Origin of the sequence: Anabaena sp. CCY 9613, from assembly GCF_963920895.1 — a bacterium.
Taxonomy (GTDB): domain Bacteria; phylum Cyanobacteriota; class Cyanobacteriia; order Cyanobacteriales; family Nostocaceae; genus Cyanocohniella.
The window spans coordinates 94,011-108,444 of sequence record NZ_CAWUDE010000005.1; the positions used below are offsets into that span (position 1 = coordinate 94,011).

A 14,434-nucleotide genomic window follows, 5' to 3' on the forward strand; every position below is an offset into this window, starting at 1 on the left:
TTCTCATAATTTGAGTGTTCCACGGGGCTACCCCTCTGGTAACAAATACAAGAAATACCCATAACTTAATACCTTTATATCAGCCGTATTCACATATAACTTCTCTTATCCTCATTCCCCATTCTCTCTGCCCCATTTCCATTTCTCTGGTTCTAGAAAGTAATAAGCTGTCCCAATTCCTGTAGATTAGTCAAGTAAATGAATATTTCAGAATTTCCCTAATTCCCAGCTTTCATAGATCATGCACATAAACTGGCAAACTGCCAAAACCTACGAAGACATTCTATATCACAAAATTGATGGGATTGCTAAAATCACCATCAATCGTCCCCACAAACGTAATGCTTTCCGTCCCAAAACTGTATTTGAGCTGTATGATGCTTTCTGCGATGCTCGTGAAGATACCAGTATAGGCGTAGTACTGTTTACTGGTGCTGGGCCTCATACCGATGGTAAATATGCCTTTTGTGCTGGTGGTGATCAATCTGTACGTGGACAAGCAGGTTATGTAGACGAAGCAGGTATTCCCCGCTTGAACGTATTAGATTTACAACGCCTAATTCGTTCCATGCCAAAAGTCGTGATTGCTTTGGTTGCTGGTTATGCTATCGGTGGTGGACATGTCCTGCATTTGCTTTGTGACCTCACCATTGCCGCTGATAATGCTATTTTTGGACAAACTGGCCCCAAAGTCGGCAGTTTTGATGGTGGTTTTGGCGCTAGTTATCTCGCGCGGGTTGTGGGGCAAAAAAAGGCCCGAGAAATTTGGTTTCTTTGCCGCCAATATGATGCACAACAAGCTCTAGATATGGGTTTAGTAAATTGTGTCGTCCCCATAGAACAACTAGAAATTGAAGGTATGCAATGGGCACAAGAAATTTTAGAAAAAAGTCCGATTGCGATTCGGTGTCTGAAAGCCGCATTCAACGCTGATTGTGACGGACAAGCTGGTTTACAAGAACTTGCTGGCAATGCTACTTTACTGTATTACATGACAGAAGAGGGTTCTGAAGGCAAACAAGCCTTTTTAGAAAAGCGCCCACCAAATTTTCGTACCTTTCCCTGGCTCCCTTAAAATTGCAAAAATCGCACCGTGAACAAGGTGCGATTTTTTTAGAATTTCAAAGATCACAGCGCCAGAAATTTTAAAGTCAAATCTTAATATAAAATACAGATTGAGTCTATTTGTGGATACCTAAATTCGCACTGCCCTAGTATTAACTTCTTGGGAGGTAATATTAAATATTTCTTCTACAGGGGTAAGGGTTTCATTTTCTACATCCAACGCGGGTTGATGAGAAGAACCTACAACTCGTGTCGCATCTGGTAAAATCCAAGCATCTTCTAAAGTCTCCCAAGAAGGTGCAAAAGGTGGAAGCGCTAAAGAACAAGCTTTCCAATTGGCTTGTACTGGTGATCCCAACTGTTGACACATACCGCCACGGCGACCTTCTGGCTGGTAATGACGACAATATCTACAGGCAGATGTCAAGAATTTAATAGGTTTCATTTGGGTTCATCTTTAATGCAGTTTAGGGCGTGATTTGCATTCTTATATTTTGCTCCTAGATATAAATACGGAATATCGCTACAAAGTCATTGTTTTCCCTACTTTCAGCGATCCCCACAATAAAATAAACTTTAGGATGTTTTTAGATTCTTGTTATATTTGTAAATGATCACTATAGTAGACACCCACTAAGTTTTGTCTAAAACTAGCTGGGGATCAATAATAAAGGGAAGGATTTAGATTAAATCTAAATTTAAAATGAATTACTAAGATATTCTTAAATTATATTTTTTCAGACACATAGTTGTGATGTATCTAGGATGGATAGCACAATCTGACATCAAATTTATTTAATTTTATACAAATAAGCTGCCCTAACTTTTCACGGTATCTGGAAAACCTCTCTCTAAATCTCTCTCCTCGCAGGAGAGAGACTTTGAATCCCTGGTTTGTCAGTTAGATTTTCCGTGGAATTTTCCACATGACGTGAAAAGTCAGATAAACTGCCAAGCAGCTTATTTAGACGAAACTGTTCAAACATCCCACAGCAGAAAAGTACAATTTCTCTGTGAAACATGTGAACTATTTTCTAGTTATTGAAAGCATCTTGAATGTTATCAATGGCACTTTCAACAATGTTTTTTGTATTGTCTACTGCCTTTTGAGTGCGAGCTGCATCTTCTTCTGCTCTTTGCTCAATTCGAGCCGTATCTCTGTTTGCTTTACGCTCGATAAAACTCCCATTGTCATCAGTTGCGCGATCAATTTTATTGGCGTTTTTGTTTGCTGTTTCCTTAACTTTATCTGCACTGTCTCGAATAAAGTTCTTGGCTCGCCCAGCATCTTCACTGGCTTTGTCTTGAATTTTATCCCCTACATCTGTTGATGCGATTAAGTTTGCCGCAGGATTAGCCATTGCTACATGATTCGATAAAAACGCACCCTGCCAAACAAAGGCGATCGCGGATACACAAAACACAGTTGTAGCTATCCAACGTCCTAGAGTCGAGAGCCGTTTTGTAAAATAATTCAGTTTCATAGGATACAAACTTTTGGAATTTAGTATACTATTTCTACTTCATTTGAATCGTTGTCCAAATCGTTCTCTAGACGGAGGTTTTACGGTCATCAGTTGCTAATAGAATTAACTCTTTCGTTCGATAGTTAAATGCATAGACATCGTGTATGTAGTCGGGTGCATTGTTGCAATAGTGCATCTCATATTAACCTGAGTTCGATGAACCTCTCTCCAACCCCTAGAACGCAGACTTTTCTAATTGGGGAATTAAAGCACTCAAAGCTTGACCACGATGGCTAATTGACCCTTTTAACTCTCGCGGCATCTCTGCAAAGGTCAATTGCTTTTCAGGAACGTAGAATATGGGATCGTAGCCGAAACCACCTGTGCCACGGGGTGTATGGAGAATTTCACCTCGACAAACACCTGCTGATTCTAAGGCAATTGTGCCATCAGGACGAGCGATCGCTACGGCGCAGACAAATTGTGCTTGGCGATTTACTTGGTCACCCAATTCTCTTAATAGCCTAGCAATGCGTTCTGAGTCACTGTTACCATAACGTGCCGAATATACCCCTGGTGCGCCATTAAGGGCATCTACTTGCAACCCAGAATCATCGGCGATGGCCCATTGACCTGTAGCTTGAGCAACTTGGGAAGCCTTCAGACAAGCATTGGCTGCAAAGGTGTCGCCTGTTTCTTCAATTTCTAATTCTTCAGGTTTAAGGGTTAATTCCCACCCAGTATTTGCTAGATAAGCTTGCAGTTCCCGCAGTTTACCGGGGTTTCCTGTTGCTACTACGAGTGTTTTGGTCATAATTTTTATTTTATTGATAGTTGGGTACTGGAAGGAGACAAAAACAAAAATACTTTCTCATCTCCCCCTGTTCCCCCTGCTTTCCCTTACTCCGCCCAGTCTTTCGCCCAAGCTAGGGTTTGATGCACTTGTTCAAGCGTCGCAGCTTCGCAATAAAGGCGTAATACTGGTTCAGTACCACTAAAGCGAATCATTAACCAACTGTGGTCGGCTAAACGGAATTTATAACCGTCGATGGTTTGGCAATCAATCACGGCTTTGCCGGCAATCTCTTTTAATGGTTGGGTTTGCAGTTGTTGCAAAAGACGCGATCGCACTTCCATGCTGGCTAAGGGTAAATCAATGCGATCGTATGTTGAGGTAAATTTTGTTTGCTCTTGCAACGAACGATAGTAATCGCTTAAATCTAGCCCAGATTCCACGATGGCCTCTAGGACGTACAATGCTGACAATAGGGCATCACGTTCGGGAATATGACTGCCGTAACCGATACCGCCTGATTCTTCACCGCCTAACAACACATGTGCGGCTAACATTCTGTCGGCAATGTATTTGTATCCGACTGGTGTTTCAAATAACTCCAAGTTATGCAACGCTGCTACACGCGGAATTAAATCAGAACCACTGACAGTTTTGACGATTTCGCCAGTAAAATTGCGCCGTTGGGTTAAGTGGTCAATTAATATGGGGATTAAGATTTGGGAACTTAAAAAGTTACCTTCTCCATCTACTGCGGCGATGCGATCGCAGTCTCCATCAAATACTAAACCTACAGTTAAACCTGATTTATCTGTTTCTCGGTGTTTTTTGATCACCTCAAATAAACGAGAGAGATATTTGGGTAAAGGTTCTGGCGCCCCACCTTCAAATAAAGGATCGCGATCGCTGTTGATTTCTTGAACGCCTTCGCCTAATAGTTTTGCCAATCCGCCAGCTGCTGCACCGTGCATGACATCAGCAATTAGGGTAAGTTTACCAGAGGCAATGGCTGCTTGAATTTTGGCAATATCAACTTTGGCTTTGAGGGCTGTAGTGTAACTGGGCCAAGGGTCAAATTTTTCTTTTTTGCCAGGGGTGGCTACAGTCGGTACACCCTCAAACAACAAAGTTTCTATTTCTTTTGTCACTTCTGGCGGTACTGAACCACCAAAGGAACCCTTGACTTTTAAACCCAAATATGAACCAGGATTATGACTGGCCGTAATTACCAGCGCTCCCAAAGCATTCAGTTCTTTTGCTGCCCAACTAAAAGCAGGTGTTGGGGCATAAGTTTCACTAAGCAAAACATCAAATCCAATAGCGGTGACAGCATCGGCCACAGCCATAGCAAAGTCTTCCGCCATAAATCGGCGATCGTAGCCAACCACGATTGTCTTGCTACCTACCGTAGAAAAATATGTATTATGTAATACTTTTGCAGCAACTGGCGCGACCAGGGCTAGGCGTTCAAAGGTGAACTCATCACCAATGACGCCCCGCCAGCCGTCTGTACCAAACTTAATGGAGTTAGCAGCAACTGGCATCGAGGTATCCTAATTGATTACCTGAGGATTTTAGCATTTGTACAGTGTCTAAATTCAAAAAAAATCTTCTCAGTAATATCCACCTTTTACTGTACGACTAATTACCAGGAGCTTCCGGTAATTGTGATGCTGTAGAAGAGGGAAAATTTGCCGCGTTCAGTGCTTGATTCAATTGGTCTGCGGATAAAGACTGTAACAAACTCAATTTTAAGGAATCTTGACTAATATATTTGGCATAAGATGGCTGTAAATAAGAGCGGTATTGAGGACGGTTGAGCAGATGGGTGTTAAAGAAAGCCACACTCAAAGACTTAACATAAGCATAAGCCGGCGCTCGATCTGGGCCTAGTAATGCTGCTGGTATGGGCAACACATCATTGTCGGAAGTTGGTTCAGCAATCACACTAAAGTGGGTGGCGTTTTCAATTAATGCCAAATACTTATTGGGGTTAGTCAGCCAAGTGAAGGGGCGAACTTGTTCAGATAATATGGGGGTAGCAATATCCTGACTACTACCAACTAACATCACAGGAATTTGAATTTGACTCATCCCAGTTTCTCCAAAAATGGAGCTAGTTAAGGGATTAATCGCCAAAACTGCTTTAATGCGATCGTCTTGGAGTTGGTTATTGAGTGTTTCTAACTCAGTTACTTGACACTGCAAAAACAACGACAAATTAAAAGTGGAATTACTGGGACTACAGTCTTGTTGTAGTTGCTCAAGGTTGATTTTAGCCCCCGCCAAAGTCAAAACAGTGTAACCACCAAAGGAATGACCAATGGCCCCGACTTGCTGAAGATTGAGTTTTCCTAGTAGTAAAGGATTTGTCTTGGTCATAATCTCCAGTTCATCTAGGAGAAATGTAATATCCAAAGGTCTATCGATAAATTCTTCTGCTTCTAGTGGGCCAGCCAAACCTGTTAAGTAACGCTGTACGCGTTCTGAGTTACTACCAGGGTGTTCTAGGACAGCTACAGCAAAACCGTAAGATGCTAAATGTTCAGCTAAATAAGCCAAAGTAGAACGATCAGAAGCCACACCATGAGAAATCACAATTAGGGGAAAGGGGGATGAGAGAGATTCCTGGCTAGTTGTGGAGTTAGCTTCAGGGAGATAAATATCTGTGGGAAAAGTGCGATCGCGTGAGCGATCATTGAAGGTGAACTCTAGGCGTTGCCAAGAAAATTCGCCAGGCGATCGCAAATCGGGTTGTTGCGAAAAGTCACCCTGGGCATTGGCATCTTCTTTATTCAGTGCAGCTGTTGCCAAAGTAGCTCTTAGTGCTTCTTGCTGAAGCCAACTCACCGCCTGGTCTCTTTTTTCCAGTACTTGCGATAAATCATCTACAATCCTTAGCCCGGCTGTAAAATTTAGCCGCACCCGGGGAGAGGGAAACCGACGCAGCAAATTCAAAACTGTTAAGCCTTCTGGCTCCGCAGCAGCTAAGATTAAAGCACCTCGTAGGGCAGAGAAACCATTTTGGCGAGATTCTGTTAACAGTAAATCTCCCATCCGTTGTATCAGGTCTTCACCTATAGGTGAGTAGGTTACTTGAGACACAAGGGTGGGACTGACATCAAAGCGCTGCTGTAGCAGTTCTCGCAATTGAGCAAGTTGTTCCGGGTTAGCACGACTGGCATAAAAAGCTAATTCATCAGTAATTTCGCCTTCTTTGGCAAAGGCTTCTAAAGCATCAACACTTAAAGAAAACTCCCCAAATGGAGGATAAAAAAAGCTAATCCGTTCAGCTCCTAGTCCGGGAGCCGCAGTGAAAAACACAGATAACAGCCCTAAACTTAGGGATCTCAGAAATTTTTTCATCAGCAACACTCGCTGTCTACCTTATCCACTATTAGTTTAGTTCCAGAGGAAAGAAGGATGTGGTTTTTGCCACTTTCCTGTTGACTAAGTTTAAATATTCTAAATTTAGGATTATTTTTAGCAAGAATGCTTACAAAAAAATATCCGCTTTTATTCACCCGCAAAAAAATATAGGGCAGGTATGATTACCAACCCTATGAAAATACTAGCTAACAGCTAGGTTTTTCGATTAGAGTTTTTCACCTTTAGAACAGCGGTCAAACCACTCCTGGTATTTTTTTTGCCGTGACTCATCTATCACCGCAATTGTCACTCTCACCTGCTGACAACCGTGTTTTTTTTCTAGAGCGATGGCGTTTAAAAGCAAACTTGCAATTTTCGGTGAAGTAAATTCACCACTCACGGCTAAACTACCATCGAGAATTACACCTTCTGGGATGCCTCTTTCGATTAAATCAACCCCAGAAATTTCCCCCTGACTTAAATCAATTTCTGCAAGTTGTTTATGTTCTGCACCCACCTGTTCGACAATTAATTTCTCACGCCGCACAGGTACTTGTACCATGCGAGTTTCGATTTCTTTGCGAATAATTACCTCACCAAGTTTACGCCTATGACTATCAGCAATCAACCTTTCTTCTATCAAACGAATAATTGTCTCGTCGTCTACTTCTTCTGAGGATGCTATCTCAATCTGATTGTTGATAATTTGGTTATTCCCATTTGGCTCATTTGAATAATTACCCGATCTTTTTTGTTCACTTGGAGTTCCTGTTCCTAAATATTCAGGCATATTCTTTACTTCTGATTTTTCTAGATTGATGACAACAGATTTGGCATGATTGTCAATTTTCTGGATTTTTTGGCTCCATAGCAAAACTAATCGCTGATTATTTAGCGATTGTGTATTTTCGTTGACCTGAGTTTGATGTAACTGTTGAGATATTACAAGATTGAGCCGCCGATTAGCATCTAAAAGAATATCCTTGACTTTACCTACTAGTTGTCCTTGCCTATCAATTACAACAAAACCTTTAACCTTATTTTTTAATGTCTCCAATAAGGTTTGGATACTAGTTATTTGGCTGACTTGTTTCAAGTTATTCGCAATCGGTTGGCCATTCATAATTAATTAAGATTGATGAAATGCTTGATAAAATACTAATTATTTTTTATGTGTTTCTTATTTTTAGCGCTTACTAGTACAGGTAAGAATAATCAAACAAGAAGTATCCCCAATATGGTGTAGGCTGATCAAAAGCGGGATAATTCATACAGAGATAACCTTACCTGTACTAGAGGAATCTTAAACGATATATCAAAAAATCAGTAAGCTAGGTTGTAAACACCCTAGGTATTTTGGGCGAGTTTTACCCTACCTATATTATTTCAAACATCAAATAAGATTCCTATGTAACTAATCAGTGTTCACGTCATATAGCAATCATATTCTTTCGGATATCAAATAGGATTGCTATAGATATATTAGTTAGCGCTCTTCAATGGGGAGATTAGGAGAATTAACGTCTAATTCTTCACGACGTATAGTTTTTTGAGCTTCAACTGTATCTTGTTCTACAACTTTGCTAACTCTGACTTCTTCACGCACAAATGCTTCTTTGCGAACATCCGCCGTTTCTTCATGAATGTCTACACGAGCAACTTCACCTTCACGGAATGTGGCTTCGCTACTGGGAACAGCTCTACCAGCATTTTCAGGAGTCACACGCTCAATTACCACATGCTCTCTTTCTACTGGTACGGAAACTCTTGCTGTTTCACTTTCAACGTGCTTACCAATTGCTACTTCTCCAGTTTTCTGGCGTATTTTATTGGCAATTAGCCGTTCTTCATACAATTTCAGGGTTTGATGATTTTGCTCATTTAGCCCATACAAAGCAGGCTCTTTATCGTAAGTGTAGTTGTCACGACTGTAATTTGGTGATGTGCCTACACCTGTACCTACAGATGTATTGCTATACTTAGGATTGCGATAAACTCCACGTACTCGTTCTTCGTAGTCGTAATCTAACATTTTGCCTTCGTCAAACTCTGGCAAATCTTCTGCTTGCTCTCTTGTCATGCCAATGGCGTAAGCACGGTTAGTATTATAGTCAATACGAGAACGTCCAACGGGTAGTAATACTTTTTTACCAAAAATCCAAAAACCTAAATCAACAACTAGGTAGCGGAAATGACCTTCATCATCAACTAATATGTCATTAACAGTACCTATTTTTTCATCACTGTTTTCTGTATAGACACTCATTCCTTGAATATCATTACCTTGAAAATTATCACGGTATTTGGGATCAAAGTCTAATAATCTTTGTAGAACCATTATATTTTACCTCTGAGGTTTCAAGCCATCTCTTACTAAACAAAATAAATCTTTTCTTTACTGTTTTACCTCCTTCTATCGACTGAATTAATTGGAAATAAAAATATCAAAAGTTATATCTGTAATATTACAAGTCTAAAAATATATGGGATAAGTTAGCATAAACAAACTAAATAAGTTAGTACAACTGAGAAAACCTCCACAAAACACTGGCTACCCTACATTAAAAATACAGGCAGAAGTAGCAATCTACTCTGCCTACACAATGTTGTTATATGAAATTTGTTCACCAAACTTCTTCGCTAAAAAATTTACATTTTTTCTGGTTTTTGTTCCCCATTTCCATCCACATATAATTCGCCTTTAGTATCAATATCTAATTCTTCTCGGCGAATTGTATCTTGGGCTTCTACTGTTTGTTGCTCTACAACTTTTTTAACTCTCACTTCTTCACGAACGAACGCTTCTTTCCGAATATCAGGCGTTTCTTCGTACAATTCTATGCGTGCTACTTCTCCTTCTTGGAATTGCAAGGAGTTTGAATCTACCACTGTTCCTATTTCTGTTGGTAGAACTCGCTCGATTAAAACACGTTCTTTAGTAATAGGTACTGTTACTTGTGCAGTTTGCGTTTCTATATGCTTACTAACTGCTACTTCTCCAGACTTGACGCGATGCTTTTGAGCAACTAAGCGTTCTTCATATAATTTGAGTGTTTGATGAGATTGTTCGTTTAAATTATATAAACTAGGTTCTTTTTGATAACTGAACATCTCAAGTTCAGAAGCCTGTTCGGTGGTAGAAGGGCGAAAAACACGTCGTATCTGTTTTTCGTAATCCTCATTAACTGTTATACCTTCTCTATACTCTGGTAAATGCTCTACTTGTTGTTTATTTAGTCCATCCACCTCAACACGTTTAGCGGGATAATTGATGCGAGAAAGCCCAATTGGCAGTAATATTGTTTTCCCAATAGAGTCTATGCTTGTATCGATAACTAAATACCGAAAACGTCCATTTTGGTCAACTAAGGCATCAGCAACTGAGCCAATTTTCATACCTCCTTCGGTGTAGAGATCCAACGATTTAACATCATCGCCGCCAAAGGTTTCGCGGTAGTTAGGATCAAATTCAGCCAGTTTGTAGAGAGGCATAAGTTTCAAGTTATTGCAAATATTTATATACCCATCAGCATAAAATTTATGGTGTGAGTCTGCCTCCTGCTGGCGGCTGAATTCAAGGTATATATTTTATGGACTATGATTCATCCTTTATGAATATTTAATAGCTGGCGTGACGTATTCATACCTATTTGCATAGGTGGGGAGTAGGGGTGGAGACAAATATTTTGATGTTGTACTGAGATTTTGAGCGCATAGCGCAGGCTACGCCAATATAAATTAAATAGGAGTTTTATATGCAGTTCTATCATGAAAATAAAGGCGCTAAGGCTAGTACAGTGAAGCGTAACCGCCCACGGCGCTGGCTCCTTTTGACTTCCAAAGCGGTACTAGCCCTTAGTCCCTATTTCATTAGAATAGTCGAAAAATAAACGGATAACGAAATGGTTCATCTGGCCGACTGAAACAGTGCAATAGGGCCCAAATAGTTAATCCCCAATGCAGTGCAAAGCCAAAGGCGACAACGGGGAAGAATAAAATTCCCCCAATGCCAAAGGTGAGCCAAGATAGAATGCCTAATGGAACTCCTATTATGGTTGCCCAGAACCAAACATTTAAGTGAAAATTAATCGATTCTTTAGCGTTGCTTTTGACAACGGGGTCGTCGGAGAGTAAGTTAATGACAATTGGCACCCCAATTGACAAAAATGTTGTACTAAAAAAAATCGCCCCGTGACACAGGGATGACAGCAACTTACGCTTGTCAGAATCGTATCCAACTTGCATCCTGGTGGCTCCTCAAATCAGTTTATAAGTACGATTTTAACGAACATTCCGTAGCTTTAATATTGCAGTTTACCGTACTCTGGCAGTTTCTCTGGCTATCCCTAGCGATATTGACACGGTGAGCAGGTGCGTAGGCATCGCTTGACGGCAATGCAGAGTTATCATAGCAGCAGGATATCAAAAATAGAATATTTAAGTACTTAAGCCAGGATATAGAAAATGGGTCGCATAAATCCGTACACATTGCAAATGCAGATTACTCGTATGTTCGAGCAAGGGCAATCATTTTTTGCTACCACCAAAGTGCAGGACTGGTTGAAAGAACGCAAACATAACCCTGAAGACTATGACATTATTTTTCATCAAAAACCCGCACCCCCTGGTTCCAAAGAAGTGATGGTAGTGGAAATTGAGTTGCGACGCAAAGATGGAGAACCTGTAGACCCCTGGCTACAAGAACAAGTTAACCTGCATGGCTAATTGTTCTTTGTTTCTCCCTCAAGGCACTAAAACTTCATCATTCAATAATTGTAATAAATCTAGTAAACCGCCTCTAGACAAAAATATCAGAGGTGAACCATTAATTACTGGTGGTTCAGCCACATCCTATTTCTTGTATAAGCGATCGCAGCTTCCGAAAAAATACTGAATGACTGATTGCAGGAAGTTTTAATCAAACACTAGGCTTCTGGTTCCACTCCTAAAGCACGCAATTGAGCAGTTAGACGCTCGGCGCGTTGGCGCTCTTGTTCAGCGCGTTGGTGTTCTTGTTCAGCACGTTCCTCTCCAGTCAATAACAAATTACCTGGCAAATCCCACCAACGTAGCCAAGGTAAATCCGTATTTTGATATTCTCCCTGCCAAATCCCTAACTCCACTCCCATAGGTGGTATGGGATAATGACCCCGTTCATTTGGCGATAACAACTGATATTGTCCACCAATTAATTCATAAACTTCCACACTGGCTTTCTGCACTTCATAAATGCCGTAGAAAGCTGGGTGAATCACTTGTTCATAAACCCATAATTTCCCCTTCCAAGGAGTTTTATCGCGTTCTTCACTCCCATCCCCAGAGACAAATTCTAAAACAATCGTTGGGGCAATAAATTCTCGCCACAATACATAAGACCGACGTGTGAGTCCATCCAGTAGAGGTGGAACATTCCCCACATAAAACCAATCTGGTGCTTCTGCGCCTTTCTCTGGAGGGTCAGTCAAACGCCAATATATGCCTAAGTCTTGACCAATGCAATATTCACCTTCAGGATGTAATTGCTTCAATATTGGCGTAATTGAGTCAGTCAATAAAATGCTTTGGGGATGCTCTTGCCAATTTTTGCCTTCGGCACGCTCCGCGAACACAAAAGTGCCATCAGAATCTGGTAGCTGAGTATGGTCTGGAAATGGAGTTAGTTCTTCAGTGGCTGGATTGGTTGCAGAAGTCACGTTGCTGCGCTCCAAATTCAAAATTTATTCAAAATTTAAACACCCTAGAAATACATTGAATGCTTGGCAGTGAGGGTTATGTTTTAGTTTAACAATCAAGAGAGACGAGAGGCGATCGCTCTGTTAATCTTCTTCCCCAGAGAAAAATAGCCAAATCCCAGTTTTGTGATCTCAGATGTGCAAAACAGGATTCAGCCTCATGAACGCGGAAGGTTTATTAACATTGTGTAGGTAGCTTTAACTCTACCATGACCTTATTGAGATTTACTAGCATTTTTTATAATTATTTTTTTAATTTTTTAAATCTAAATAGCTAGAAATCTAGTTTTGGCAGGCATTTTGCAGCTTGGCGTATATTGTTTTTCATAAAATTTTCATAAATTAAGTGATAAATACTTTCAATAATTCTGATACTATATTCCCAATACTTATTGAGATAGATAGTCATTAACTTGTTTAGATATCTCAGTCAATCCCAAAATTCTCAGGAGCTAACGTCATGACAAGCATGGCGGTGCTTAACCAATAGCAGTTTGTTTTTTTGATGACTTGGGGAAATCGGGGCCCCCTGGGGATCAGGGGTAGGACTAAAGTAATTTCTCACTTCTTAGACCCTAGCCTCTAACCTCTCAAAAACTATTTATCAGGTGTAAAAATGTCGAAAAAAATTGGTCTATTTTACGGTACTCAAACTGGCAAAACTGAATCTGCTGCGGAAATGATTCGGGATGAGTTTGGTGGTGATGTTGTGACGTTACACGATGTTTCTCAAACGGATACTGCTGATTTTGATGAGTATGAATGTCTGATTATTGGTTGTCCTACTTGGAATATCGGTGAACTACAAAGCGATTGGGAAGGTCTTTATCAAGATTTAGATGACGTTGATTTTAGTGGGAAAACTGTTGCCTATTTTGGTACTGGTGACCAGATTGGCTATGCTGATAATTTTCAGGATGCTATCGGTATTTTGGAGGAAAAGATTGCCCAACAGGGGGGGAAAACTGTGGGTTATTGGTCAAAGGATGGCTATGATTTTAGCGATTCTAAGGCTTTGCGAAATGGTAAGTTTTGTGGGTTGGCTCTAGATGATGATAATCAATCTGATCTCACGGATGAGCGGATTAAGGCTTGGGTTGCTCAGTTGAAGACGGAATTTGGTTTATAGACAATAGAGGTATAGCATTGCCTGTTGGGGATGGGAAATAAAACTGGGCAATGCTTTATACCAATTCGTAATTCGTAATTACAAAACTTAGATTCGTTACTGATAACTGAGCTATGTTAGGGGTTTATGTCTGACTTATTCGATGTTCTTTGGTTAAATGCTAGTCCTGTTTTGAAGCGTTTTGATCAACCATTACTTCAATACTTGGCTGGATATATGCAGATTGCTCAGTGGGAGTATCAACAAGCAAAAGATGAAGCTAGTTCTATTGATCAAGCTGTGCTGTTGTTACATGAGTATCTCGAGTCTGTACCCGGTGCGGTGCATCTTGCAGGTCATGGGTTGAGTGGTGCGATCGCTTTAACTTTGGCTCGTCGGTATCCAAAAAAGGTGCGATCGCTTACTTTGTTGGCTGTGGCTTCCCAACCTGCTAATACTTGGCACGCTCATTATTACTTTCAACGCCAACTGTTCACTGTCAGTCGTGAGCAAGTTCTGGCTAATAGTGTTCGCACTCTCTTTGGTAAACAACCACCTCACACCACTAAAAAGTTAATGAGTGCCTTAGATAAAGACTTAGAGCAATCGCCTTCACAGCATTCTCTATTTAAATTAGTTTATTTACCTAAGAGTAGTGTTTCTATGCCGATGTTGGTTTGTGGTAGCAAAAATGACCCTATCGTTAATCCACCTGCATTGCAAGACTGGCGCCATTGGTTAAAGCCGGAGGATAGAATGTGGGAATTTCCCCAGGGGTATCACTTTTTTCACTACTTTCATCCTCAACAGGTAGGTGAGCAAATGTTGAATTTCTGGGAATGTCACAGCAGGCGAGAGCGCGCCATCTCTGCACAACCTTCCAGTACATCTATATATTAAG

The 14,434-nt window shown here is 40.7% G+C and carries 14 protein-coding genes; 4 read left to right on the top strand and 10 right to left on the bottom strand.

Annotated elements, in window-relative coordinates; all coding sequences use genetic code 11:
* The first annotated feature begins 241 nt into the window (after positions 1–241).
* Positions 242–1,075 (top strand): 1,4-dihydroxy-2-naphthoyl-CoA synthase, encoded by an 834-nt coding sequence (gene menB, locus ACM0OT_RS07585; RefSeq protein WP_414563787.1) that lies wholly within the window; start codon positions 242–244, stop codon positions 1,073–1,075.
* Between the two features lie 120 nt (positions 1,076–1,195).
* On the opposite strand, the gene ACM0OT_RS07590 is transcribed toward menB, so the two are convergent.
* The 9 genes from ACM0OT_RS07590 to ACM0OT_RS07630 form a co-directional block, all read right to left on the bottom strand.
* Positions 1,196–1,510, bottom strand: coding sequence for a hypothetical protein (locus tag ACM0OT_RS07590; RefSeq protein WP_414563788.1), 315 nt, complete (start codon positions 1,508–1,510; stop codon positions 1,196–1,198).
* A gap of 589 nt (positions 1,511–2,099) precedes the next feature.
* Positions 2,100–2,549 (bottom strand): hypothetical protein, encoded by a 450-nt coding sequence (locus ACM0OT_RS07595; protein ID WP_414563789.1) that lies wholly within the window; start codon positions 2,547–2,549, stop codon positions 2,100–2,102.
* 217 nt (positions 2,550–2,766) lie between these two features.
* Positions 2,767–3,345, bottom strand: a complete 579-nt coding sequence (gene rdgB, locus ACM0OT_RS07600; RefSeq protein ID WP_414563790.1) for an RdgB/HAM1 family non-canonical purine NTP pyrophosphatase — start codon at positions 3,343–3,345, stop codon at positions 2,767–2,769.
* An 86-nt stretch (positions 3,346–3,431) separates the two neighbouring features.
* Positions 3,432–4,868, bottom strand: coding sequence for a phosphoglucomutase/phosphomannomutase family protein (locus ACM0OT_RS07605; RefSeq protein WP_414563791.1), 1,437 nt, complete (start codon positions 4,866–4,868; stop codon positions 3,432–3,434).
* A 97-nt stretch (positions 4,869–4,965) separates the two neighbouring features.
* Entirely contained in the window at positions 4,966–6,690 is a 1,725-nt protein-coding gene (locus tag ACM0OT_RS07610) for an alpha/beta hydrolase (RefSeq protein WP_414563792.1), read from the bottom strand.
* Between the two features lie 229 nt (positions 6,691–6,919).
* Entirely contained in the window at positions 6,920–7,816 is an 897-nt protein-coding gene (locus tag ACM0OT_RS07615; protein WP_414563793.1) for a DUF2382 domain-containing protein, read from the bottom strand.
* 363 nt (positions 7,817–8,179) lie between these two features.
* Complete coding sequence (locus ACM0OT_RS07620; protein ID WP_414563794.1) at positions 8,180–9,031, bottom strand: DUF2382 domain-containing protein; 852 nt, start codon at positions 9,029–9,031, stop codon at positions 8,180–8,182.
* Between the two features lie 311 nt (positions 9,032–9,342).
* Positions 9,343–10,185 (bottom strand): DUF2382 domain-containing protein, encoded by an 843-nt coding sequence (locus ACM0OT_RS07625; RefSeq protein ID WP_414563795.1) that lies wholly within the window; start codon positions 10,183–10,185, stop codon positions 9,343–9,345.
* Positions 10,186–10,563: 378 nt separating this feature from the next.
* Positions 10,564–10,938 carry a DUF4870 domain-containing protein gene (locus tag ACM0OT_RS07630; protein ID WP_414563796.1) on the bottom strand — a complete coding sequence of 125 codons (375 nt, stop codon included), beginning with the start codon at positions 10,936–10,938 and terminating at the stop codon, positions 10,564–10,566.
* A 219-nt stretch (positions 10,939–11,157) separates the two neighbouring features.
* Here ACM0OT_RS07630 and ACM0OT_RS07635 point away from each other — a divergent pair, with 219 nt between their 5' ends.
* On the top strand, positions 11,158–11,418 hold the full coding sequence (locus tag ACM0OT_RS07635) for a hypothetical protein (protein WP_414563797.1): 261 nt from the start codon (positions 11,158–11,160) through the stop codon (positions 11,416–11,418).
* A gap of 200 nt (positions 11,419–11,618) precedes the next feature.
* Here the strand turns inward: ACM0OT_RS07635 and ACM0OT_RS07640 are convergent, their stop codons facing one another.
* The gene (locus ACM0OT_RS07640) at positions 11,619–12,386 is read right to left on the bottom strand and encodes a Uma2 family endonuclease (protein WP_414563798.1); all 768 of its coding nucleotides are present in this window, start codon (positions 12,384–12,386) and stop codon (positions 11,619–11,621) included.
* A 655-nt stretch (positions 12,387–13,041) separates the two neighbouring features.
* Between ACM0OT_RS07640 and fldA the strand changes: the two genes are divergently transcribed.
* Together fldA and ACM0OT_RS07650 are read left to right on the top strand one after the other, a co-directional pair.
* Entirely contained in the window at positions 13,042–13,554 is a 513-nt protein-coding gene (gene fldA, locus ACM0OT_RS07645) for a flavodoxin FldA (protein ID WP_414563799.1), read from the top strand.
* A 126-nt stretch (positions 13,555–13,680) separates the two neighbouring features.
* Complete coding sequence (locus ACM0OT_RS07650) at positions 13,681–14,433, top strand: alpha/beta fold hydrolase (RefSeq protein ID WP_414563800.1); 753 nt, start codon at positions 13,681–13,683, stop codon at positions 14,431–14,433.
* The last annotated feature ends 1 nt before the right edge of the window (position 14,434 follow it).

Coding starts and splice junctions, on each gene's coding strand:
- ACM0OT_RS07620 (WP_414563794.1), bottom strand. CDS start 9,031: ATGGTTCTACAAAGATTATTAGACTTTGATCCCAAATACCGTGATAAT.
- ACM0OT_RS07595 (WP_414563789.1), bottom strand. CDS start 2,549: ATGAAACTGAATTATTTTACAAAACGGCTCTCGACTCTAGGACGTTGG.
- ACM0OT_RS07625 (WP_414563795.1), bottom strand. CDS start 10,185: ATGCCTCTCTACAAACTGGCTGAATTTGATCCTAACTACCGCGAAACC.
- ACM0OT_RS07630 (WP_414563796.1), bottom strand. CDS start 10,938: ATGCAAGTTGGATACGATTCTGACAAGCGTAAGTTGCTGTCATCCCTG.
- menB (WP_414563787.1), top strand. CDS start 242: ATGCACATAAACTGGCAAACTGCCAAAACCTACGAAGACATTCTATAT.
- ACM0OT_RS07650 (WP_414563800.1), top strand. CDS start 13,681: ATGTCTGACTTATTCGATGTTCTTTGGTTAAATGCTAGTCCTGTTTTG.
- rdgB (WP_414563790.1), bottom strand. CDS start 3,345: ATGACCAAAACACTCGTAGTAGCAACAGGAAACCCCGGTAAACTGCGG.
- ACM0OT_RS07610 (WP_414563792.1), bottom strand. CDS start 6,690: ATGAAAAAATTTCTGAGATCCCTAAGTTTAGGGCTGTTATCTGTGTTT.
- ACM0OT_RS07605 (WP_414563791.1), bottom strand. CDS start 4,868: ATGCCAGTTGCTGCTAACTCCATTAAGTTTGGTACAGACGGCTGGCGG.
- ACM0OT_RS07590 (WP_414563788.1), bottom strand. CDS start 1,510: ATGAAACCTATTAAATTCTTGACATCTGCCTGTAGATATTGTCGTCAT.
- ACM0OT_RS07615 (WP_414563793.1), bottom strand. CDS start 7,816: ATGAATGGCCAACCGATTGCGAATAACTTGAAACAAGTCAGCCAAATA.
- fldA (WP_414563799.1), top strand. CDS start 13,042: ATGTCGAAAAAAATTGGTCTATTTTACGGTACTCAAACTGGCAAAACT.
- ACM0OT_RS07635 (WP_414563797.1), top strand. CDS start 11,158: ATGGGTCGCATAAATCCGTACACATTGCAAATGCAGATTACTCGTATG.